We start from the raw sequence: 23,667 nt of genomic DNA on the forward strand, positions 1-23,667 counted from the left end.
GGCCGCCGGGCACCCGCGAAGCGACGTCGCGGCGCCTCCCTCGCCACCCTCGCCTCCATAGGCTGAAACTCCCACCCCGCCTGGGAGTATCAGCCGATGCGCAGCCCCCCGACGCATCCCCATAGTTGTGGCATGTGGCAGTAAAAGGCCAGCAGCCCGGCCTCAACGAATGGAACTGCAAGGGAGAATGTTCATGGCTACCCACAAGAAAAACGCCTCGTCCACGAGCGACGCCTCTGTCAGTACCGACCAGCAAGACTATGCCCCCGGTAGCACTGCCAGCATCACGGCCAACGGCTTCGCCGCCGGCAGCACCGTGATGTTCCAGGTACGCCACGCCACGAGCGCCGGCCCGGATGGAACGTGGGGCACGCCCGACGACGTGCTCGATGGCAACGCCGGCGCAGGACACGCGCCCTGGTACGTAACCGATGGCGGCGCCGGCGATCTCGACGGTAAAACCAATGGCAGCGTCATCACCTCCTGGTACGTGAACCCCGACGACTCGGCCGGCGCGACCTTCCAGCTCAGCGCGGCCTCGACCGGCGCCGATCAGACCTTCGGCACCGCCGACGACACGCTGGCGATGGCATCGTTCACCGACAGCGGCCTGATCACCGTGACGCCCGGAGTGCTCGTTACCCTGGACGAAACCACCGAACTGCAGAACGCCATCGCCTCGTCGGGCACTTCTGGAGATGCTGACGACAACGACATCCTGCTGAGCCGTCTACCCACGACCTTCTCCGACCGGCTGGCGGAACTGGAGGCAGGTACCGCAATGGGCGCGGCCCTGAGTGGCTATACGGGTGCCGTGGGCGACACGGGCAGCACGGCGTTCAGCCTCTCCGGAGCGAACATCACAGATGTCAGCTTCGTCGGCGTCGATGGTAAACCGCTCGATGGCGATGACAGCGGGCTGCTGACCCTCGACGGCACCAGCATCCTTCTCTACACGGATACGGACAACAACATCCTGCTGGGCCGCGCCGGGGAAAACGGCGCGATAGTCTTCGCCGCCTATATCGAGGAGATAAAGGACTCGCCCCAATCGCCGCCCACCGGCGGCAAGATCTGGACCGTGGAATACCAACCGATCCAGCATTCCGACGCCACCGACCCCGACGACGCTCTCGACCTGCACGACACCGTGTTCATCGGCGCCAGCCAGGACCTGACATTCAGCCTGGAAAACGCCCCCTCCGGGCAGAACCTCTTCCTGATGTACACGACGGCGAGCCCGCAAACATACCTCGACGGCAACACCGTGAGGATCTCGAGCCCCGCCATCATCGCCACGGGCAAGAACCCCGCGGACCAGTCGGCCGGCGCCAACATCACCAGCGGTGACACGATCAATACCAGCCAGGGGGGTGGTCCAACCACCTTCGGCACCAACAACCAGATGATCGTGGAGCAGGAGGGCATCCGCTTTACCTTCGTCACCGGCGCCAAGCAGAGCGTGACCATCCCCAACCTGGATCAGAATGAAGCCGATGTTGAAGCCAACATCGACTTTACCGGCCTCTTCGATGCGAAGGCGGCCAGTTTTGACGTGGTGCAGTTGCAAAGCGGCAAGAGTGCCGTCGTAAAGATCAGCGCATTCACCACCGATAAAGAATCCGGCGTGGACTTCGTCAACGGCTATTCCGACGACAGTGCCGTCGAAATCACCAGCGTCCGCGTCATCAACAAGAGCACCGGGCAGGTGATCGAAAACTCGGACGGCTCGGTGAACGATGGGAGCATCGTGATCACGATTGCTTCCGGGATAGCTACGATCACCGGCGTGAAGGCCGGCTACAAGATCGAATACACCACACAGGGAGACCACAACCGCGTGCTCGTCGAGAACGGCGCCGCGCTCAACGCCACGGGCAACACCCATGCCGACTTCGACATCGGCGGCTTCATGCTGGTCCAGGTCGCGGCTGACCATGCCGAAATCGGCTCCAGGATGATCTTCGAAGACGATGGGCCATCGATCGCTCCGAGCGAAGCCTCCGCGCCCACGCTGACCACCGACGACACCCATATCCCGGACAGCGCAGGCCCAACCAGCCTGGCCAATCTGTTCACATCGAACTTCGGTACGGATGGCTTCAAGGACACCGACCACGATCATATCCAGGACGCGGATGCGATCACCTACTCCCTCGGCGTAAGCGCCGACAATGGCGTGGACAGCGGCCTCGTAGACACCCTATCGGGCGACAAGATCTACCTGTTCCTGGAAAACGGCTCCGTTGTAGGCCGGGTTGGCACCGCTGCTGGCCAGGCCGATCCCACCGGAGACATCGCCCTCACGATTGCCGTCGATAGCAATACCGGCGCCGTGACGCTGACGCAAAACAACTCGGTCGTGCATGACGATCCGCAGGATCCAGCTGAAACCGGTACCTCCGCTGCGGGCCTGGCAGCGGCCAATCTGGTCACACTGACAGCCACCATCACTGACGGCGACGGCGACACTGCCTCGACCTCACGGGATATCGGCGATGCCTTCAAGTTCGAGGACGACGGCCCGTCGATCACCCCGAGCGAAGCCTCGGTACCCACGCTGACCACCGATGACACCCATATCCCGGACAGCGACGGCCCCACCAGCTTCGCCGACCTGTTCAACCCGGACTTCGGCAAGGATGGCTTCAAGGATGCCGATGACGATAACGTCCAGGACGCCGACGCCGTTACCTACGCCCTCGGCGTAAGCGCCGACAATGGCGTGGACAGCGGTCTCGTGGATACCCTGTCGGGCGACAAGATCTACCTGTTCCTGGAAAACGGTTCCGTTGTAGGCCGGGTTGGCACCGCCGCTGGCCAGGCCGATCCCACCGGAGATATCGCCCTCACGATTGCCGTCGATGCCAATACCGGCGCCGTGACGCTGACGCAAAACAACTCGGTGGTACACGACGATCCACTGGATCCAGCTGAAACCAGTAGCTCCGCTGCGGGCCTGGCAGCGGCCAATCTGGTCACACTGACAGCCACCATTACCGATGGCGACGGCGACACTGCCTCGACCTCACGGGATATCGGCGACGCCTTCAAGTTCGAGGACGACGGCCCGTCGATCACCCCGAGTGAAGCCTCGGTACCCACGCTGACCACCGATGACACCCATATCCCGGACAGCGCAGGCCCCACCAGCTTCGCCGACCTGTTCAACCCGGACTTCGGCAAGGATGGCTTCAAGGATGCCGATGACGACAACGCCCAGGATGCCGATGCAATCAGCTACTCCCTCGGCGTAAGCGCCGACAATGGCGTGGACAGCGGCCTCGTAGACACCCTATCGGGCGACAAGATCTACCTGTTCCTGGAAAACGGCTCCGTTGTAGGCCGGGTTGGCACCTCTACTGGCCAGGCCGATCCTGCCGGAGACATCGCCCTCACGATTGCCGTCGATGCCAATACCGGCACCGTGACGCTGACGCAAAACAACTCGGTCGTGCATGACGATCCGCAGGATCCAGCTGAAACCGGTACCTCCGCTGCGGGCCTGGCAGCGGCCAATCTGGTCACACTGACAGCCACCATCACTGACGGCGACGGCGACACTGCCTCGACCTCACGGGATATCGGCGATGCCTTCAAGTTCGAGGACGACGGCCCGTCGATCACCCCGAGCGAAGCCTCGGTACCCACCCTGACCACCGATGACACCCATATCCCGGACAGCGACGGCCCCACCAGCTTCGCCGACCTGTTCAGCCCGGACTTCGGTATGGATGGCTTCAAGGATGCCGATGACGATAACGTCCAGGACGCCGACGCCGTTACCTACGCCCTCGGCGTAAGCGCCGACAATGGCGTGGACAGCGGCCTCGTAGACACCCTGTCGGGCGACAAGATCTACCTCTACCTGGAAAACGGCACGGTCGTGGGCCGGGTTGGCACCGCTGCTGGCCAGGCCGATCCCACCGGAGATATCGCCCTCACGATTGCCGTCGATGCCAATACCGGCGCCGTGACGCTGACGCAAAACAACTCGGTGGTACACGACGATCCGCAGGATCCAGCTGAAACCGGTACCTCCGCTGCGGGCCTGGCAGCGGCCAATCTGGTCACACTGACAGTCACCATCACTGACGGCGACGGCGACACTGCCTCGACCTCACGGGATATCGGCGATGCCTTCAAGTTCGAGGACGACGGCCCGTCGATCACCCCGAGTGAAGCCTCCGCGCCCACGCTAACTACCGACGACACCCATATCCCGGATAGCGCAGGCCCCACCAGCTTCGCCGACCTGTTCAACCCGGACTTCGGCAAGGATGGCTTCAAGGATGCCGATGACGACAACGCCCAGGATGCCGATGCAATCAGCTACTCCCTCGGCGTAAGCGCCGACAATGGCGTGGACAGCGGTCTCGTAGACACCCTGTCGGGCGACAAGATCTACCTGTTCCTGGAAAACGGCTCCGTTGTAGGCCGGGTTGGCACCGCCGCTGGCCAGGCCGATCCCACCGGAGACATCGCCCTCACGATTGCCGTCGATAGCAATACCGGCGCCGTGACGCTGACGCAAAACAACTCGGTGGTACACGACGATCCGCAGGATCCAGCTGAAACCGGTACCTCCGCTGCGGGCCTGGCAGCGGCCAATCTGGTCACACTGACAGCCACCATCACTGACGGTGACGGCGACACTGCCTCGACCTCACGGGATATCGGCGACGCCTTCAAGTTCGAGGACGATGGCCCGTCGATCACCCCGAGTGAAGCCTCGGTACCCACGCTGACCACCGACGACACCCATATCCCGGACAGCGCAGGCCCTACCAGCTTCGCCGACCTGTTCAACCCGGACTTCGGCAAGGATGGCTTCAAGGATGCCGACGACGATAATGTCCAGGACGCCGACGCGGTTACCTACTCCCTCGGAGTCAGCGCCGACGGTGGCGTGGACAGCGGCCTGGTGGATTCGCAGTCGGGTCACAAGATCTACCTCTACCTGCAGAACGGCGCGGTCCTGGGTCGGGTCGGAACCGCAGGCAACATGGCCGATCCAGCGGGAGACGTGGCGCTCATGATCACGGTCGCCGCCAATACGGGCGCCGTGACGCTGACGCAGAACAACTCGGTGATGCACAACGATCCACTGGATCCGGTTGAAGCCGGCGCCTCCGCCGCTGGCCTGGCAGCAGCCAATCTGATCACGCTGACAGCCACCATCACTGACGGCGACGGCGACACCGCGTCGGTATCCCGTGATATCGGCAGTGCCTTCCGGTTCGAAGATGACGGCCCCTCGCTTGCCTTCGGCAATCTGGTCGGCACCGGCAGTGTCCTTCCGCAGTTGGGATACTGGGACAAGTCGTACGGGACCGACGGACTGGGCGCGGCCGGCCTGGATATCTCGTTGGTGAATGACCAGTTCACCCTCGTCAGGCCCGACAACTCGACCGCGACCGGGAGCGGTACGCTCACCGAGCAGTCACCCTCACCGGACGCTAACGGCGCATTCCATTTCGACGGAACCTTGACGGCCGACTTCAACAACGACGGCACCACGGACCCCGCCGTCCACTACACGCTGACAGCCTTCGCCGATGGCACCTACACACTGGACCTGCTGGAAGGCTTCAGCTCGACGCACACCCTCAGCAGTGCCAACGGCTCGCTTGATGCGGGCGGTCCGGACCCGGTACGCACACTGACGATCGGCACCGAACATGTCGTCTTCTTTGCCGCAGTCCCGACGGCACTGCCGGAGAGCATCCAGATCGGCATCGGATCCGGGGAGGACGACCTCACCGAAACGCAACTGCAGACCGATCCCCTGCCCTCGTACATCGGCACGGCCGCGATGAACGTCAGTACGTCGGGCATCGGTATCGCCAACAACAACTTCGAAGGCAACAACACGACCGGCATCAATGCCGGTGACGAGAGCTTCGTCGTCAATCCCGAGACCTTGCTGACCTCCATGAAGGTCTTCATCGACAACTCGCTGCAGGGCTACAACCCGGCCACGGAGGAGCTGTACTACACGATCTACTACTCCGACGACACGATTTCCGGTGCGCCGACCAAGGTGCTGGCCGGAGACCTGACCGCGGAGGCCGGGAACCAGCAGTCCTTCACCATCCAGGCGGCCAGCGGGAAGATGATCGACGCAGTCCAGCTCACGATGGGCAAGGGCGCGGTCAAGATCCCGGTAATCGAGTTCACCCAGCAGGTCGAAAACCTCGCCAGTGACATCCAGCTGTCGTTCAACGCCACGGTCACCGACAAGGACGGTGATACGGCAACCAGTGCATTTACCGCCAACCTGTTCGCCAACGAGAAGGCGGGCTCGACCTTCGACTTCACGCTGGCGGGCATCGCCGGTACGCAGGAGGCCTTCAACGTCGACCTGTCCCGTACCGAGGGCAAGTATGAGGTCACCGGCTTCGATGTGACCGCGGGCCAGCGGGACACCCTGGTGCTCAATGGCGACCAGAACGCCGTGGTCGATTCGATCGACACCAGCGGCGCGAACAGTGTCGTGACGGTTACCGAGTCGGGCGGACAAGTCACGACCATCACCCTGGTCGGAGTCGACATCCTGAATACCGACATCGTTCATGGCAGTGTCTGAAACATCGCCTGAGCGAATGAATGCGAGGGTGGCGTGAAAACCACCCTCGCATTTTTTGCGCTGCCGGGATGAGCTCCGCGCCAGCGCCTCCGCGACGAACGTCCGGGCACCCTGAGGCTTAAAGAACGCGGTGGAGACATACCCGTTCACACGGCGAGAACCGCGGGAATGGCATCACGCTCCACCTGGGGCGGTGGCGCGCTAGGCGCCCCGAAGGTGAGGGGTGTTCTGGCGTGCGAGTCGATCCAGTTCCACCCAGGTGGACTCGGGCGGATTTTCGCTGCTGGTGAGCCCGTGCTTGAGCGCATACATCAGCAAGTCGATGCGATTGATGAGGTCGAGCTTCTGATAAATGCTGCTGAGGTGGTTGTGCACCGTGTGTTCGCTGATGCCCAGGCGCTCGGCGATGCTCATGTACTTGGCGGACGGTTTCTCCACGATGGCGCGAATCAGCTCTCGCTCGCGCAGCGTCAGCCGCGCCTGTTTCGCCTGCTCCAGGTTGCATTTCAAGGGAACGTGCCCGCTCGCGGCATAACCGGAAAGCCCCCCGGCCCAGGCTCTGTCCAGCCCGATATCGCGATGGTGAACGTTGATGATGGCCTGGATGATCGACTCCGTCGGATCCTCCGCCAGCACCACGCCACGCGCCCCCGCCTCTATCGCGTGGGCAACGGGTACGGCTTCGTACAACCCCTTGAGGACCAGCACTTTCATTTCGGCGCTGCGGGTGAGTTCCGCGATGACCTCCAGCGGGTTCAGCACATCGGGGAAGAAACTGAAGAAAATCACATCGGGACGCGACCGGTCCGCAAGGTCCAGCGCGTAGGTATAGGTGGTGGCCTGGCCGCCCACTTCCATCCGGGGCTTCCTGGCATTGATCAAGTCGTGCAGGCCCATCAGAACGAGGGGACGACAGTCAATCAGCATCACACGTATCGGTTTTCTGTGGTCAGGCATTTTCTCTGACCTCCTTGAAAAATGAACGATGACCTCCACCCGCGGGCCTTTCGGGATCAACGATTCGCTCGCCTGGCCTGCGTGATCGAAGGACAGGTACCAGCGTCGACAGGCCTTGACCAAGGCCGTCCGGGTGTGGACAACCAGGGTTTCTGCCGGCTCTGGGGGGACGTCCACCCGCTGTACCGGCAGAGGCAGCGGACGTTTCCAGCAGCCGGACAGAGCCGTCGAGACAACACGGACAGGAACCGCTATCACTTGCCCAGCGATGCCGTGCTCCCTCGAATCGGTCAACTGAGTCTAGGCCAGCCCAGTGGGCTACCGATCAGCCTCTCCACCTGAGGTCGGCTCGAACCTCGCGCCAGTCGCCTCTGCCAATCCGCTCGAAGAATGGCGTTAAGCCCCTGAAATCAAGGTCTTGGATGCACCTTGGAGGCCTTGCTGCTCGCACTTGACCCCGGCGTAGATCGTCAATTAAACGACGAAAGGCGATCAAAAAAAGCACAGAATGACGATTACGTCAAATTATCGTCTAACCCTGCTTCGCCGCATCACACACAGCCGAATCCTGACGAAGTCAGCGACCCGCCCGGCAACGCGGATGAGGGTGAGCGAGCAGACCCCAGGCGAGAGCAGGCCGCGCCTACAGGCGCAAGGGAGCGAGGATCGGCTACCGGGCCGCATGCAACCGGCCCGGCAGGCTCAGGGATGCTGGAAGGCCTGGCGGGGAACGCCGGGACTCAGCCAACCATTCACGCTTTCGACGCTTTCGACCGGTGGTTTTCCCGCCCAGCGATTGAGGGTGAATACATTGCTGAGAAATTCGTATTGCGTCTTGAGCAGGTCCCGCCGAGCGCGGAACTCGTTGCGTACGGCGGCCAGTACGTCGACGGCATTGACCATGCCGTAGCTCAGCCCTTTCTCCGCCGCCACCCGTGACAGTTGCGCCGAGGACAGGGCCAGCCGGTTCGCCTCGATCTTTTCGCCATTGGAATTGGCGGTCAGGTAAGCGCTGGTGATCTCCTTGACCACCCGGCGACGGATCTCCTCCAACTGCTCCTCGGCGGCCAGTTGATCCTGGTAGAGCCCACGGACCCGCGCCGACGTCGAGCCGCCGCTGTAGATCGGCACCTGAATGCCGACTCCGGCGACGTAACTGTCCGTGCGCGGCGCCAGGGCATTGTTGTAGCCCTCGTTGGTCTGCTGTGCGCTCAGGCTCAGGCTCAGGGTCGGGTAGTGCCCGCCCTTGCCGCTGCGCAACGCCGCGCCCGCGGCTTCGACGCCGCTTTCACTGGCCTTGAGCGCCGGGTTCTGCGCGATGCCTTCGCGAACCCAGTTTTCCAGACTCTGCGCCGAAACCCGCAGATGCACGTCATCGCGCACCCGACTGAGCCGCTCCTTGACCGGTCGCCCGACGATCTCCGCCAGCGCCTCGCGACTGATGATGGCCTGGTTGCCAGCCTCCAGTTCCTGCGCCGCCAGCAAGTCCACCCTGGCCTTGAGGTCGAGCTGGTCGGTAATCAGCGCCAGCTGCTTCTCGTACAACGCGTTGACCCGATCCAGGCTTTCCTGCGTGGTTTGCCGCTCCGCCCTCACCAGTTCCAGCTCATCCTCGGCCGCCAATGCCGTGAAATAACGCCGCGCCAACTCCACGGTGGCCTCCGCCTGGGCATCCAGCGCCGCCGATTCGGTCTGCCGGGCCAGGCTCTTGAACTTCTGATAGTTCTCCCACGCGGCCTTGTTGTAGAGGTACTGGCGCAGCACCAGGCTGTAGCTCTCGCTATCGTAACTGTCCTGCACCAGGTCGCTTTCCTGGTGAATCCGGTTTGTCCCGGCGTTGAGCGATACCTGCGGCAGCAACGCGCCCATTGCCTCGCGCTGATGTTCCCGGCCCGCCTGCGCTTGCGCAAAGGATGCGAGGACTTTCGGATCCTCCAGCCGCGCCTCGCGATACAGCTGCATGAGGTCGGTGGAATCCGTCGAAACACTGACGCCAGCCGGCGTTGCCGCAACGGTTTGCGCCAGGGCGCCTCCCGCCGCAAGCATGAACGCACCCGCCAGCAGAACCGCCGATGGGCCCATGATCACTCCTCGATCATCGATTGAGACAGGGCGTTGCGGGCCGGCTGCATCAGGTACTGCAACAGCGTGCGCTGCCCGGTAATGATCAACACGTCCGCCGGCATCCCCGGCACCAGCTTGCGCTCACCCAGGGTGCGCACGCCGTGCTCGGTGACCCGGACCCGCGCCAGGTAATAGGCAGTCCCGCTCTTTTCGTTGATCAGCCGATCAGCCGAGACATTGCTGACCTCGCCTTCAATCACCGGAGTGGTCGCGCTATTGAACGCGCTGAAACGGATGTCGGCACGCTTGCCGACGGCGATGCGATCGATATCCATCGGCGGCACCTGAGCCTCTATGACCAGCTCGGAAACCGATGGAACGATGTCCAGCAGCGGCGTCCCCGGATGCACGACGCCGCCCACGGTGTGCACGGTCATGCCAATGACCATGCCCGTGTCGGGCGCGCGGATGATGATGCGGCTGAGCCGGTCTTCCAGCGCCGAGGCTTTCTCCCGCAGGTCATAGATCCTGGTCTGAACCTCGGCCAACTGTTTGGCGACATCGGAGTTGAAATCCTTGTCGACCTGCAGGATCTGCAATTGTGTCTCGTTGATCTGCAGGCGGGCCCGGTTGATCGTGGAGCGATGATCCGCCACCTCGGAGCGGAGCATCCCCAGCTTGCGTTCCTGCTCGACCAGCCGTTGCTTGTCGACGAACCCCTGCCTCAGCAGATCGGACAGCTCACCGATTTCACCGCGATAGGATCGCTCGAGCTGAAGCTTGGCATCGATCACCGCCTCCAGCCCGCTGATCTGTTGATTCAACTGGCCGATGCGCTCGCGCAGCACCGCGATCTGTCCCAGCCGTGAGCCCTGCCGGGCATTGAACACCTGAGTCTCGCTCTGGCGCGCCTCCATGCCTCGCGGGCTGGCGAGATCGGCGGACTCCCCAAAACCGATCGCCGACAGCGCGTCGCGTTCGGCCTTGAGGCGTGCCTCCATCGCCACGGTCGCGACAAGCTGGTTCCGGGTCATCTCGTATTCGAAGCGCAACTGGGCATCATCGAGAACGATCAGCGGATCGTCGCGCTTGACGATGTCGCCGTCGTGGACCAGCACCTCCTTGACGATGCCGCCCTCAAGGTGCTGGACCGTTTTGCGGTAGGTCTGCACGGTGACCACTCCGGGCGCGTAGACGGCACCATCGAGCGGGGCGAACGCCGCCCAGGTGCCGAACAGGCCGAAGGTCACCCCGACGATGACAAGGCCCAGCCGACGGATCTTGCGGTCCGAGATCGGCAGGTCGACGAAACTTTCAATTTGACGACTGGACATCGCAGTCGTCCTTGCCGGTGTCCACCGGAGCGATACTGGCGCCCGCCGGCATGACCCGCTGATGCACCTGCTGCCGGGCCTGTTGCTGCGCCTGCTGTTGAACCTGCAACTGCTTCGCGTTGAGTTCGGCCAGCACCTGGTCGCGGGATCCGTAGAGCGTGACCATTCCATCGTTCATCAGCAGGAGCCGGTCGAGTTGCGACACGATGTTGGTGCGGTGGGTAATGACGAACAGCGTCGCACCGGTCTGCTTGAGCTGCTGGATGGCCACCGCCAGGGCACGGTCGCCAACGTCGTCGAGGTTGGAGTTGGGCTCGTCGAGAACGATCAGCCGCGGATTGCCATACAAGGCACGGGCAAGCCCGATGCGCTGGCGCTGCCCGCCCGATAGCATGATGCCCTCACTGCCAATCACGGTGTCGTAGCCATCGGGCAATAGCAGAATCATTTCGTGCACGCCCGCCATCCTGGCCGCCTGGATGACCTTCTCCGGATCGACCTCGGCGAAACGGGCAATGTTCTCGCCGATGCTGCCTTCGAACAGTTCGATATCCTGGGGCAGATAGCCGACATGCGGACCGAGCGCATGCTTGTCCCAGGTGCTGATGTCCGCACCATCCAGGCGGACCACCCCACGCTGCGGCGCCCAGACTCCCAGCAGCGCCCTGACCAGGGTCGACTTGCCCGCGGCACTGGGGCCGATGATGCCCACCACGCAGCCGGCGGGTACGCTGAAACTGATGTTTCGGATGATCGGAATCGTCGAGCCCGGCGCCGCGACAACCAGGTTCTCGATCTGCATGTGCCCCAGGGGCGCCGGCAACGGCATGCGCTCGGGTTGCGCCTGCAGCTTGCCCAGCACCTCATTCAGGCGGCCGTACTGCGAACGCGCCGAAATGAAGCCCTTCCAGCTGCCGATGAGCAGATCGATGGGAGCCAGGGCACGGCCCAGCAGCACGGCTCCGGCGAACACCATGCCCGCCCCCACCTGATGGTCCACCGCCAGGTACGCCCCCAACCCCAGCACCAGGGATTGCACGAGGAGCCGGAAGGTCCGGGAAAGCGTCGTGATCATCGCCCCTTTATCGCTCGCCAGGGACTGCAGCAGCAGAACGTTCCGTTGCCGGCTCCCCCAGCGATCCATCAGGGTTTCCAGCATGCCCATCGATTCGATGACTTCCGCGTTGCGCAGGTTCTTCGTGGTGTAGAGCGTCGCCCCGATATGTTCCTTGTTGGCCTGGGCCAGTGCCGGCGCCGTCAGCTTCTCGTTGACGAACGCGAGCACCAGCAACACCAGGGCGCTGCCCGTCGCCACCCAGCCGAACCAGGGGTGAAACAGGAACATCACGGCGATATAGATCGGCAACCAGGGCGCGTCGAAGAAGGCGAACAGCCCGCTGCCGGTAAGGAACTGCCTCAAACCCGTCAGATCGTTGAGCGACTGCGCCGAGGCATCCATGCCACCACTGTCCAGGGCCCGCTTGAAACTGGCCTTGTAGACCTGACGACTCAGCAACACATCCAGCCGGGTGCTGACCCGAACCATGATGCGCGAGCGAATCCACTCCAGGGAGCCGAGCGTGATCACCAGCACGGTCATGATCAACGTCAGCATGGACAGGGTCGTCAGGCTTCCGCTGGTTATCACTCGTCCATACACCTGCAGCATATAGAAGGTTGGAACGAGCATTAGCGCATTGATGAATAAGCTGAAAAAGCCAACAAAAAAGAAGCTCTCGCGGCAGGCTTTCAACGCGTTTTTGAGACTGTCTTCAGGTGTGCTTCGCATGGAAACCTCTGCTCGAGAGGCCAACCTTCGTGGAGCTTAGATCACGCCGAAAGACTCTGTGTAGCAAATGGCCAGACACTCCCGGACAGCCGGTATACCGCGTGACAACAGCCCGACGGCGAGCACTCGAAGCGACTGCGATTCGAAGCCCGAGCACGCGGCATGGGTCCGCGGTCGCCGCCGAGCGATGCGTCCGGAAGCGCTGGGCCCGGAAACGAAAAAGCCCGCTGCGAGCGGGCTTTGTCAAAGGCACGGATTTTTCTGCCGCACAAACGAAAACACCGCCCCAAAGGGCGGTGTTTCGATTTTGGAGCGGGAAACGAGACTCGAACTCGCGACCCCGACCTTGGCAAGGTCGTGCTCTACCAACTGAGCTATTCCCGCATCAACTTATTGCAACCTTCAGCTTTCGCCGAAGAGTAACGCCATTTCATTTTTCGGTCATCGCCATTCGGCGACAATCGAGAATTTGGAGCGGGAAACGAGACTCGAACTCGCGACCCCGACCTTGGCAAGGTCGTGCTCTACCAACTGAGCTATTCCCGCAATGGCGTCCCCTAGGGGACTCGAACCCCTGTTACCGCCGTGAAAGGGCGGTGTCCTAGGCCACTAGACGAAGGGGACGCGGCCCGGAACTTCAACATCTTTCCGACTTCGCCGCCTTGCTGTTTCAGCGTTTCGCGTCGAAGTGGCGCGCATTCTATGGAGCCTTTGAGGGGTCGTCAACCCTCAGAAGAAAATTTTTTTAAATCAAAGACTTCTGGCTAAAAAGCGAGCGACTGCTATCAGCGGTAGCACTAAGACATTACACTCGCGAAAAAACCTTGGGGAGCTTTCCAGGTGTCGCCACTCGTCATTACCGTCCTGGTCCTCGTCGGCATCGCCCTGCTGGTTGCCATCGGCTATATCAACCATCTGGTCGAGAACCGCAAGCTGGAACAGGCCCGGCAGAAGGCCGACCTGCTCGACCGCTGCCGGCGCTGTGCCGATATTTCCGAGTCCATGCCCGGCCAGTTCATGTCGCCGGCGTTGAAGCTGCTGCTCAGTCGTTTCGAGCTGAGCCTGGGTGAACGCCTGCTGACCGTCGACAAGCAGAATACCCAGATAAAGGAACGGATCGCCGAACTGCGCCCGCTCATCGCCCAGGGCGAATCCATTCCCGTGCGCAATGCGCCGCAGGCCATCCTCACCGAAGCCAAGGCCAAGGACGTCCGCTTCCTGTTCGAAGCGCTGCACGCCCAGCTCACCCGCTGCGCCCAGGACGGCCTGCTGCCGCGCAACGAAGCCCAGCAGTGGGTGAAGGAGATCCGCCACCTGCTTGCACTCCTCCATATAGAGTTCTTCGGCAACCTCGGCCAGCAAGCCCTGCAGCAGGGCCAGCCGGGGCAGGCGCGACTGGCCTTCGAGCGCGGCGCCCAATACCTGCGCAAACAGCAGGACATCGGCCGCTACCAGGCTCAGTTGCAACAGATGGAGAACCAGTTGGCCCGCGCCAACGCGATGGTGCTGGAAAATACCCAGCCCGCCGCCGACGAGAACAGCGCGCTGAACGATGGCCTCAAGGCCCTCGACGACGACGATCTGTGGAAGAAGAAGAACCTTTACGACGACTGACACGTCGAATCTGCATACCTCGCCCCAGGAGCCCACCATGAGCCTCGTAGTCTTCGGCGCCCCGCTCTCCCCGTTCGTTCGCAAAGTCCGCCTGTTCTGTGCCGAGAAAGGCCTGGACTACCAGTTGGAGAACGTCAATCCGTTCAACCAGCCCGACTGGTATCGCGAGCTCAATCCGCTGCGCCGGGTACCGGCGATCCGCGATGGCGACTTCACCCTCGCCGACTCCAGCGTCATCTGCCATTACCTGGAAGACCGCGACCCGCAACGCACCGCGCTGTGCGGCGAGACTCCGCAGGCAAAGGCCCGCATCCGCTGGCTGGAGAAGTACGCCGACTACGAAGTCGCGCCGCTGGCCACCTTCACCGTCTTCCGCAACCGCCTGCTCAAGCCGCTGATGGGCAAGCCCTGCGATGAAGACGCGGTAAAGGGCGCCATGCAGGAAAAACTGCCGGAGCATTTCGACTACCTGGAAAAATGCCTGGCCGCGAACGACTACTTCATCGACAACCGCTTCAGCCTCGCCGACATCGCCATTGCCAGCCAACTGGTGAACATGGGCCACGGCGGCGAGAAACTGGATACCCAGCGCTGGCCGGCACTGGCGGCGCACTTCGAGCGCATCGCCAGCCGTCCCACCCTGGCGGCCATCCTTGAAGGCGAGCAGCAGATCATCGCCAAGATCCTGGCCAAGCGCTGATCCATCCCTGGCAAGCCCGTAGGGTGGCGTGGAGCGAAGCGACACCCATCATGGCGGATATATTCACCGGTCAGGCCGGCGTGGGGTCGATTCGCGAGCACAGGAGGAAACTGGCAGCGCTCTTCGTAGGAGCGAGCTTGCTCGCGAACCCGGCCCTCGGAAACGAAAAAAACGCCATTGCGGGGCTTTTTCGTTGGACCGGGGATCAGCAGTCCGTCAGCCGCAGAAAAATCGCCACCAGACGCTCGATGCCAGCCTGGTCGGCTTCGCTGAAGCGACCGACCTTCGGGCTGTCCAGGTCCAGCACACCGATCAACCGACCGTCCTTCACCAGCGGCACCACCAGCTCGCTGCTGGAGGCGCTGTCACAGGCGATATGGCCGGGGAAGGCATGCACGTCCTCGACCCGCTGGCTCTCCCGAGTACGCGCCGCCGCACCGCACACGCCCTTGCTGAACGGGATACGCACGCAGGCGACCTTGCCCTGGAACGGGCCGAGCACCAGTTCCTCGTTGCGGTTGAGGTAGAAGCCGGCCCAGTTAAGGTCCGTCAGTTCGTTGAACAGGAATGCCGAGAACTGCGCGGCGTTGGCGATGAAATCGCGCTCGTCGGCGAACAGCGACTCCGCTTGCGCGGCCAGCAGCGCATATCCATCGAGGCCGGCGCCGGCCTGCTGCAGATCGATCATGGGGTTTCTCCTTCCAGCAATTGGCGGCCCACCCAGTAGCGGGCGAATTGATAGGCACAGCGGCCATTGCGGTTGCCGCGTCCGAGTGCCCAGCGGATGGCCTCTTTCTCCAGTGCATCATCCCAGTGCCAGTAGACCAGGCCGGATTTCTGCGCCAGCGCATCGATCCAGTGGCGGACCACGCTCAGGAAGTGCTCCTGGGTGAAGGGATAGAAAGAGAGCCAAAGACCGAAACGGTCGGACAGGGCGATCTTGTCCTCCACCGCTTCGTTGGGATGCAGCTCGCCGTCGATTATCTGCCAGTTCTCGTTGTCGCTCTGTTTTTCCGAGACCAGGTGACGGCGGTTCGAGGTGGCATACAGCAGCACGTTGTCCGGCGCCTGCTCCAGCGAGCCGTCGAGCACGCTCTTGAGCACGCGGTAGTCGCCCTCGCCGGCGTCGAACGACAGGTCGTCGCAGAACAGCACGAAGCGCTGCGGCAGACCGTGCAGTTGTTCGACCACCCGCGGCAGGTCGGCCAGGTGATCGCGCTCGATCTCGATCAGGCGCAGTCCCTCGCCGGCCAGCTCGGCCAGCAGCGCCCGCACCAGCGAGGACTTGCCGGTACCTCGCGCGCCCCACAGCAAGGCGTGGTTGGCCGGCCTGCCGGCCACGAACTGGCGAGTGTTGCGCGCCAGTTGGTCACGTTGGGTGTCGACACCCAGCAAGTCGCCCAGGCGCAGGTCGAGGCTGACCTCCAGCGGCTGCAGGTACCCGCTGCGCCCATCGCGGTGCCAGCGCGCGGCCAGGCTGCGCTGCCAGTCGACCGGCGCGCGCAAGGCCGGCAACAAAGGCTCCAGACGCGCAAGCACCGATTCGGCGCGCGCGAGAAAATCGTTCAGACGGGAATCCACGCTGATCTCCACGGATCGTTCGAAGTTGGGCGGCAGGCCATGCCGACAGACGGTGCCGATGGGCTATGCTACGCCGCAGAAAAGCTCTCGCGAGGCGACGCTCCGCACTCCATGGATATTGCGCTTACCCATCGCCTCTCGTTCAAGCAGGCCAGCCTGACCGTGCTGGTGGCGTTCCTGCTGGGGACGCTGCTCAGCCTTGTCCAGGTTGCCGTCGATTATGCCAGCCAGGACGCCTCCATCAACCGCGAAGTGCGCGCCCTGTTGGACGTCAGCCACAACCCCGCCGCGCGCATCGCCTACAACATCGACGCCGAACTGGCCCAGGAACTGGTGGTCGGCCTGCTGCGCTCGCCGGCGGTGATCCGCGCCGAGATCATCGACAACGCCGGCACGCCCCTGGCCAGTGCCAGCCGGCCGCTTGCCGAAAGCCATCTGCGCGAGTTGAGCGACTTCCTCTTCGGCGAACAGCGCAGTTACGAAGAGCCGCTGTTCGTCGATCACGCCCCCAGCGAATCCCTCGGCGTGCTGCGCCTGGAGATCGACACCTTCGTGTTCGGCAACGACTTCCTGCGCCGCGCCGGCATGACCTTCATTTCCGGCTTCATCCGCAGCCTGCTGCTGTCGCTGATCCTGCTGGTGCTGTTCTACGCGCTGCTGACCAAGCCGCTGGTGAGCCTGATCGACGTCCTCAGCCGCCACGACCCGCGTTCGCCCTCGCGCCTGCGCCTGCCCTATCCACACGGCCACGAACGCGACGAGATCGGCGTGCTGGTGGAGGTCACCAACCGCCAGCTCAACCGTATCTCGGTGGAAATGGAGCAGCGCCGCGAGGCCGAGGACCGGTTGACCCAGTACCTGGAAGAACTGGAAAGCATCGTCGCCGCCCGTACCGCCGAGCTGAAGGCGGCGAACGCACGCCTCACCCTGTCCAACCAGGAGCTGGAGCAGGCCCGGCAGACCGCCCTGGCGATGGCCCAGGCGCGCGGCAGCTTCCTCGCCAACATGAGCCATGAGATCCGCACCCCGCTCAACGGCCTGCTGGGCATGCTCGGCCTGGCGCTGGACGGCCCGCTGACCACCGAACAGCGCCAGCAGCTGTCCATCGCCCATGACTCGGGCAAGGTGCTGCTGGAATTGCTCAACGACGTGCTCGACCTGTCCAAGTTCGAGGCCGGCCAGTTGGAGCTGGAGCAGATCCCCTTCGACCTGGGCACCCTGGTGGAGGACACCGCCAGCCTGCTGTCGCAGAACGCCTCGCCCGCGGTGGAACTCACCTGCCTGGTCAGCCCGCGCTTGCCGGCGCAGCTTTCGGGCGACCCGACGCGGGTGCGCCAGGTGGTCAGCAACCTGCTGTCCAATGCCCTCAAGTTCACCCGCCTGGGCCGCGTCGATGTCAATGTCGAGCCGCATGGCGATGGCGTACGCATCAGCGTGCGCGACACCGGCATCGGTATCGCGCCCGAGGCCCTGCAGAAGATTTTCCAACCCTTCACCCAGGCCGACGCCGGCATCGCCCGCCAGTATGGCGGCACCGGCCTTGGCCTGGCGCTGACACGCAAGCTGTGCGACGCCATGAAGGGCGAGCTGGTGGTCAAGTCCGAACCCGGGTTTGGCAGCGAGTTCATCGCTACCCTGCCCCTTCCGGCGCTGGAGCCCGCCCCGCCGCCACCGCCCCTGAGCGGCCGGCTGATCGTGCAATGCGCCGCCAGCAGCGGCCTGGCCGCACTGCTGGAACGCTGGCTGCCGCACTGGAATATCGAGTACCGGCGCCTGGACATCGACGCGAGCCTGGCCGGCATGGAACTGGATGCGCTGCTTTCGGACTGCCCGGACTGCCTGATCACCCTGCGCCGGCACCTGGCCAAGCCGGTCCTGCTGGTCACCGCCTACGGCAACTTCCTCGAACAGCCGCTGGCGCAACGCCTGGCGCCCCTGCGCCAACTGGCCCGGCCGCTGTCACGGACGGTGCTCTACCAGGCGCTCAGACAGGCGTTCGAGCATCAGCCGCTGCCGGCCTCCAGCGAGGCCGACGCCACACGCGCGGAGCAGTTCTCGGCGCGGGTGCTGCTGGTGGAGGACAACCCGGTCAACCAACTGGTGGCCAAGGGGCTGCTGCAGAAGCTCGGCTGCGTCGTGGCCGTCGCCGCCAACGGGGAAGAGGCGCTCGCCCAACTGGGCGATGGCACCTTCGATCTGGTACTGATGGACTGCAACATGCCGGTACTGGATGGCTACCAGGCCACCCAGGCGATCCGCGAAAGCGGGCGCTGGCCGGGTCTGCCGATCATCGCCCTGACCGCCAACGCCCTGCCGGACGAACGCGAGCGCTGCCGCGCCGCCGGCATGGACGACTACCTGGCCAAACCCTTCCACCGTGACGAACTGGCGGAAATCCTGGAGCGCTGGGTGGATCACCGCCCGCGCGGTTGAGCTCAGCCGTCCAGCCTCGCCAACTGCAACAGCAATGAATCCAGTTGCTCGCGCAGGCCGTCGGAGGCGCTCAGATCCAAGCCGCTGCGGCACAGCAGGTCTTCACGCAACGGCAGCACCTTGTCACGCAGTGCGTCGCCCGCCGGGGTCAGCCGAAGGTGCACTTCCCGCTCGTCGTGCCGCGCCCGGCGGCGCTCGACCAGTCCCAACTGCTCCAGGCGCTTGAGCAACGGCGTCAGGGTGCCGGAATCGAGCATCAGCCGCTCGCCCAGCGCCTTCACCGAGGGTTGCTCCGGCGGCTCGGCCTGCCACTCCCAGAGCACCAGCATCGCCAGGTACTGCGGGTAGGTCAGGCCAAGCGCCTCGAGCATCGGCCGGTAGCCACGGATCACCGCGCGCGACACCGCGTACAGGCGGAAGCACAGCTGGTTGTCCAGCAACAGCTCCGGCTGCAGAACTGCCGAATCCTTCATCACAGCAGCGCTTCGATCTCGGCGCAGAGCTGTTCCGGCTTGGTGGTCGGGGCGAAGCGCTTGATGACCTTGCCGTCCTTGCCGATCAGGAACTTGGTGAAGTTCCACTTGATGCCCTGGCTACCCAGCAGGCCCGGCGCGCGTTGCTTGAGTTGCACGTAGAGCGGATGGGCGGCGGCGCCGTTGACGTCGATCTTCTTGAACAGCGGGAAGCTGACGCCGAAGTTCAGCTCGCAGAACTGCGAGATCTCCCCTTCATTGCCCGGCTCCTGCTTGCCGAACTGGTTGCAGGGAAAGCCAAGCACCACCAGGCCCTTGTCCTTGTAGCGGCGCCACAGCGTTTCCAGCCCCTGGTACTGCGGAGTGAAGCCGCACTGGCTGGCGGTGTTCACCACCAGCAGCGCCTTGCCGCCGAAATCGGCGAGGGTTTTCCGTTCGCCCTTGATGGTGGTCACGGGAATGTTCAGCAGTGCGTCGCTCATCGTGAATGGCTCCGGCGGAAAGTGGGAACTCAAAGAATAGTGACCAATTGAATTGTGCACAATTCAATTGGTCGCGAATCATCCAGTGAATGGCGACACATCAGGGATCTCCTGCAGGAGCGAGCTTGCTCGCGAACAAGGTTCCCGGGGATAACGGAGCTGGGCTGTTCGCGAGCAAGCTCGCTCCTACGAAGAGCCCCAAGAACAGGCCCGCTCGGTGGCGGGCCTTGGGGTCACTCCTTGGGTACCAGCTTCAAGGATGCCGAATTGATGCAGTAGCGCAGCCCGGTCGGCCGCGGGCCGTCGGGAAAGACGTGGCCCAGGTGCGCATCGCACTTGCCGCAGCGCACTTCGATGCGCTGCATGCCGTGGCTGAAGTCTTCCAGCTCCTTGACCACCTCGCCGTTCACCGGCTGGAAGTAGCTTGGCCAGCCGCTGCCCGAGTCGTATTTGGCGTCGGAGTCGAACAACGCGGTGCCGCAGCACACGCAGTGGTAGATGCCGGGAGTCTTGGTGTCGTGGTATTCGCCGGTGAAGGCGCGCTCGGTACCGCCCAGGCGGCAGATATGAAACTGCTCGTCGGTGAGCTCGTCACGCCAGGAATCCAGGGGCTTTTCCAGCTTTTCCATCGATCTGCCTCCATAAACGAAAAAATGCCCGATCCCGCTCTTTTCCGCGAATCGGGCCGCACGTATGATGCGCGTGGTTAACGTCAGGTTCAGAATCTGCCGCACAGAGACATTCTCGCGATATAAAAGCCTTAAAAACTCTACTTTTTCGAGAAATCCACTGTTTTCCTGTCGATTTTTAGTGTCGACGCCAGGGAAAAGCACTTCCGAACCGATCATTTGACGCCAGTCTGTCACCCGCGTTACAGCCTGCCAAGTCGCCGGCCGCGGACTATTTTGGAATCCCAGATCATGCAGGTCACCAAATCGAACAAGCTCGCCAACGTCTGCTACGACATTCGCGGGCCCGTGCTCAAGCACGCCAAGCGCCTGGAAGAGGAAGGCCACCGCATCCTCAAGCTGAACATCGGCAACCCGGCGCCGTTCGGTTTCGAGGCGCCGGACGAAATCCTTCAGGACGTCATCCGCAACCTGCCGACCGCCCAGGGCTACAGCGACTCCAAGGGCCTGTTCAGCGCGCGCAAGGCGGTCATGCAGTACTACCAGCAGAAGCAGGTGGAAGGCGTCGGCATCGAGGACATCTACCTGGGCAACGGCGTGTCCGAGCTGATCGTGATGGCCCTGCAGGCGCTGCTCAACAACGGCGACGAAGTGCTGATCCCGGCGCCCGACTACCCGCTGTGGACCGCCTCCGTGGCCCTGGCTGGCGGCAAGCCGGTGCACTACCTGTGCGACGAGCAGGCCGGCTGGTTCCCCGACATCGCCGACATGAAGGCGAAGATCACCAGCAACACCAAGGCCCTGGTGCTGATCAACCCGAACAACCCGACCGGCGCGGTCTATTCGAAGGAAGTGCTGCAGGACATCGTCGAACTGGCGCGCCAGCACAACCTGGTGATCTTCTCCGACGAGATCTACGACAAGATCCTTTACGACGAGGCCCAGCACATCTCCACCGCCTCCCTGGCGCCCGACGTGCTCTGCCTGACCTTCAACGGCCTGTCCAAGTCCTACCGCGTGGCCGGCTTCCGTTCCGGCTGGATCGCCATTTCCGGCCCCAAGCACAAGGCGCAGAGCTACATCGAGGGCCTGGATATCCTGGCCAACATGCGCCTGTGCGCCAACGTGCCGAGCCAGCACGCGATCCAGACTGCGCTGGGCGGCTACCAGAGCATCAACGACCTGGTCCTGCCCGGCGGGCGCCTGCTGGAACAGCGCAACCGCGCCTGGGAGCTGCTCAACGACATCCCCGGCGTCAGTTGTGTGAAACCGATGGGCGCGCTCTATGCGTTTCCGCGCATCGACCCGAAGGTCTGCCCGATCCACAACGACGAGAAATTCGTCCTCGACCTGCTGCTTTCCGAGAAGCTGCTCATCGTTCAGGGAACCGCCTTCAACTGGCCCTGGCCGGATCACTTCCGGGTGGTTACCCTGCCCCGTCTCGATGACCTGGAACAGGCCATCGGACGCATCGGCAACTTCCTGAAAGCCTACCGCCAATAAATCATCGCCAGTGAATCCCAGCGCATAAATGGACCTGCAGATCGACGACTTCTACAAGGATGCCGCTTCCGGCCTGCTGATGCTCTACCAGGCCTTCCCGCGCAAGATCGCCCTCTACATCGAGGACCTGATCGGCCGGGAAGAGCCCGACGAGTTCGGCCTGCCCAGCACCCGCCACCAGAGTTGCCTGGGCGCGTTGCTGTGGCTGGCCGAGGAAGGCTACCTGCGCTTCGACGCAACCATTCGTTACGAAGCGCTGGACCAGGCCGTACTCAGCGAAAAAGCCTTCCTCCGCCTGACCCGCATCGTCCCCCACGCGGTACGACCCAGCGACGACCTGCCGCCCAGCGTGCGCCGCGACCAGGCTTCCCTGGCCAACCAGCTGCGCGAAGCCCTCGCCAGTCGTCACAGTGACCGCATCGCCCGCTTGACCCGTCTACTCTTCGAAAGTGACCTCGGGCGCCCAAGCGACACAGTTTGAAATAGTCCCCGAGTTGAATCACCTCGGGGGCAACCGTATATACCCCGCATACTATTCAGCGATCCTGGGCCCTGCTGTGCCCGGCGATCCGGAAAGCCGCGCTCCCAAGCGGTTTTCCCCTAATCCAGCCGTGAGGAGAAGCTTTACGCCATGATGCGCATCCTGTTGTTCCTGGCCACCAACCTGGCAGTTCTGGTGATCGCCAGCATCACCCTGAAACTGCTCGGCGTGGACCGATTCACGGGCCAGAATTACGGCAGCCTGCTGGTTTTCTGTGCAGTGTTCGGCTTCGCCGGCTCCCTGGTTTCGCTGTTCATCTCCAAATGGATGGCGAAGATGAGCACCGGCACCGAGATCATCAGCCAACCGCGTACCCGTCATGAACAGTGGCTGCTGCAGACCGTGGAAGAACTGTCCCGCGAAGCCGGCATCAAGATGCCGGAAGTGGGCATCTTCCCCGCCTACGAAGCCAACGCCTTCGCCACCGGCTGGAACAAGAACGACGCACTGGTCGCCGTCAGCCAGGGCCTGCTGGAGCGCTTCTCCCCTGAGGAAGTGAAAGCCGTGCTGGCCCACGAGATCGGCCACGTGGCCAACGGCGACATGGTCACCCTGGCGCTGATCCAGGGCGTGGTGAACACCTTCGTGATGTTCTTCGCGCGCATCTTCGGCAACTTCGTCGACAAGGCCATCCTGAAGAACGAAGACGGCCCGGGCATCGGTTACTTCGTCGCGACCATCTTCGCCGAACTGGTCCTGGGTATCCTCGCCAGCATCATCGTCATGTGGTTCTCGCGCAAACGCGAATACCGCGCGGACGAAGCCGGCGCCCACCTGGCCGGCAGCGGCGCGATGATCGCCGCCCTGCAACGCCTGCGCGCCGAACAAGGCGTGCCGGTGCAGATGCCCGACTCGCTGCAGGCCTTCGGCATCAACGGCAGCCTCAAGCACGGCCTGGCCGGTCTGTTCATGAGCCACCCGCCGCTGGAAGACCGCATCGAAGCCCTGCGCGCCGCGGCTCGCTAAGGCGCAAGACGC

At 63.3% G+C, this 23,667-nt stretch carries 16 protein-coding genes and 3 tRNA genes; 7 read left to right on the forward strand and 12 right to left on the reverse strand.

Going from position 1 to position 23,667, the window contains the following annotated elements; genetic code table 11:
• The first annotated feature begins 193 nt into the window (after nt 1–193).
• Nucleotides 194–6,589: a DUF5801 repeats-in-toxin domain-containing protein gene (locus tag H681_RS15550; protein ID WP_015477833.1), complete on the forward strand. Its 6,396-nt coding sequence runs from the start codon at nt 194–196 to the stop codon at nt 6,587–6,589.
• A 201-nt stretch (nt 6,590–6,790) separates the two neighbouring features.
• On the opposite strand, the gene H681_RS15555 is transcribed toward H681_RS15550, so the two are convergent.
• The 7 genes from H681_RS15555 to H681_RS15585 form a co-directional block, all read right to left on the reverse strand.
• Nucleotides 6,791–7,546, reverse strand: a complete 756-nt coding sequence (locus H681_RS15555) for a response regulator transcription factor (RefSeq protein WP_041712065.1) — start codon at nt 7,544–7,546, stop codon at nt 6,791–6,793.
• 702 nt (nt 7,547–8,248) lie between these two features.
• Nucleotides 8,249–9,628, reverse strand: a complete 1,380-nt coding sequence (locus H681_RS15560; RefSeq protein ID WP_015477835.1) for a TolC family outer membrane protein — start codon at nt 9,626–9,628, stop codon at nt 8,249–8,251.
• A 2-nt stretch (nt 9,629–9,630) separates the two neighbouring features.
• Entirely contained in the window at nt 9,631–10,944 is a 1,314-nt protein-coding gene (locus H681_RS15565) for an HlyD family type I secretion periplasmic adaptor subunit (RefSeq protein ID WP_015477836.1), read from the reverse strand.
• Nucleotides 10,925–12,733 carry a type I secretion system permease/ATPase gene (locus H681_RS15570; protein WP_041712068.1) on the reverse strand — a complete coding sequence of 603 codons (1,809 nt, stop codon included), beginning with the start codon at nt 12,731–12,733 and terminating at the stop codon, nt 10,925–10,927. The genes H681_RS15565 and H681_RS15570 overlap by 20 nt, the downstream gene beginning before the upstream one ends.
• Nucleotides 12,734–13,041: 308 nt before the next feature.
• A tRNA-Gly gene (locus tag H681_RS15575) sits at nt 13,042–13,117 on the reverse strand.
• An 86-nt stretch (nt 13,118–13,203) separates the two neighbouring features.
• Nucleotides 13,204–13,279, reverse strand: a tRNA-Gly gene (locus tag H681_RS15580).
• Between the two features lie 2 nt (nt 13,280–13,281).
• Nucleotides 13,282–13,357 (reverse strand) — tRNA-Glu (locus H681_RS15585).
• A 216-nt stretch (nt 13,358–13,573) separates the two neighbouring features.
• On the opposite strand from H681_RS15585, the gene H681_RS15590 reads away from it, so the two are divergent.
• Complete coding sequence (locus tag H681_RS15590) at nt 13,574–14,347, forward strand: hypothetical protein (protein ID WP_015477838.1); 774 nt, start codon at nt 13,574–13,576, stop codon at nt 14,345–14,347.
• 37 nt (nt 14,348–14,384) lie between these two features.
• Entirely contained in the window at nt 14,385–15,047 is a 663-nt protein-coding gene (locus H681_RS15595) for a glutathione S-transferase family protein (RefSeq protein ID WP_015477839.1), read from the forward strand.
• Nucleotides 15,048–15,252: 205 nt separating this feature from the next.
• On the opposite strand, the gene H681_RS15600 is transcribed toward H681_RS15595, so the two are convergent.
• Both H681_RS15600 and H681_RS15605 read right to left on the reverse strand, forming a co-directional pair.
• Complete coding sequence (locus H681_RS15600; RefSeq protein ID WP_015477840.1) at nt 15,253–15,735, reverse strand: GAF domain-containing protein; 483 nt, start codon at nt 15,733–15,735, stop codon at nt 15,253–15,255.
• Nucleotides 15,732–16,628 (reverse strand): ATP-binding protein, encoded by an 897-nt coding sequence (locus H681_RS15605; protein WP_015477841.1) that lies wholly within the window; start codon nt 16,626–16,628, stop codon nt 15,732–15,734. Before H681_RS15605 ends, H681_RS15600 begins: the two co-directional genes overlap by 4 nt.
• 111 nt (nt 16,629–16,739) lie before the next feature.
• Between H681_RS15605 and H681_RS15610 the strand changes: the two genes are divergently transcribed.
• Nucleotides 16,740–19,061 (forward strand): ATP-binding protein, encoded by a 2,322-nt coding sequence (locus tag H681_RS15610; protein ID WP_015477842.1) that lies wholly within the window; start codon nt 16,740–16,742, stop codon nt 19,059–19,061.
• Between the two features lie 2 nt (nt 19,062–19,063).
• Here H681_RS15610 and H681_RS15615 read toward each other — a convergent pair whose 3' ends face one another.
• From H681_RS15615 to msrB, 3 genes are all read right to left on the reverse strand, one after another.
• Complete coding sequence (locus H681_RS15615; protein ID WP_015477843.1) at nt 19,064–19,534, reverse strand: MarR family winged helix-turn-helix transcriptional regulator; 471 nt, start codon at nt 19,532–19,534, stop codon at nt 19,064–19,066.
• The gene (locus tag H681_RS15620; RefSeq protein ID WP_015477844.1) at nt 19,534–20,016 is read right to left on the reverse strand and encodes a glutathione peroxidase; all 483 of its coding nucleotides are present in this window, start codon (nt 20,014–20,016) and stop codon (nt 19,534–19,536) included. The genes H681_RS15615 and H681_RS15620 overlap by 1 nt, the downstream gene beginning before the upstream one ends.
• Before the next feature lie 233 nt (nt 20,017–20,249).
• A complete protein-coding gene (gene msrB, locus H681_RS15625) occupies nt 20,250–20,645 on the reverse strand; it encodes a peptide-methionine (R)-S-oxide reductase MsrB (protein ID WP_015477845.1) in 396 nt (131 codons plus the stop codon).
• Nucleotides 20,646–20,936: 291 nt separating this feature from the next.
• Between msrB and H681_RS15630 the strand changes: the two genes are divergently transcribed.
• The 3 genes from H681_RS15630 (at nt 20,937) to htpX (ending at nt 23,655) form a co-directional block, all read left to right on the forward strand.
• Nucleotides 20,937–22,148: a pyridoxal phosphate-dependent aminotransferase gene (locus H681_RS15630; protein WP_015477846.1), complete on the forward strand. Its 1,212-nt coding sequence runs from the start codon at nt 20,937–20,939 to the stop codon at nt 22,146–22,148.
• A 28-nt stretch (nt 22,149–22,176) separates the two neighbouring features.
• Entirely contained in the window at nt 22,177–22,629 is a 453-nt protein-coding gene (locus H681_RS15635; RefSeq protein WP_015477847.1) for a hypothetical protein, read from the forward strand.
• Nucleotides 22,630–22,779: 150 nt separating this feature from the next.
• The gene (gene htpX / locus H681_RS15640) at nt 22,780–23,655 is read left to right on the forward strand and encodes a protease HtpX (RefSeq protein ID WP_015477848.1); all 876 of its coding nucleotides are present in this window, start codon (nt 22,780–22,782) and stop codon (nt 23,653–23,655) included.
• Nucleotides 23,656–23,667 lie beyond the last annotated feature (12 nt).

This window comes from Pseudomonas sp. ATCC 13867 (assembly GCF_000349845.1).
GTDB lineage: Bacteria > Pseudomonadota > Gammaproteobacteria > Pseudomonadales > Pseudomonadaceae > Pseudomonas.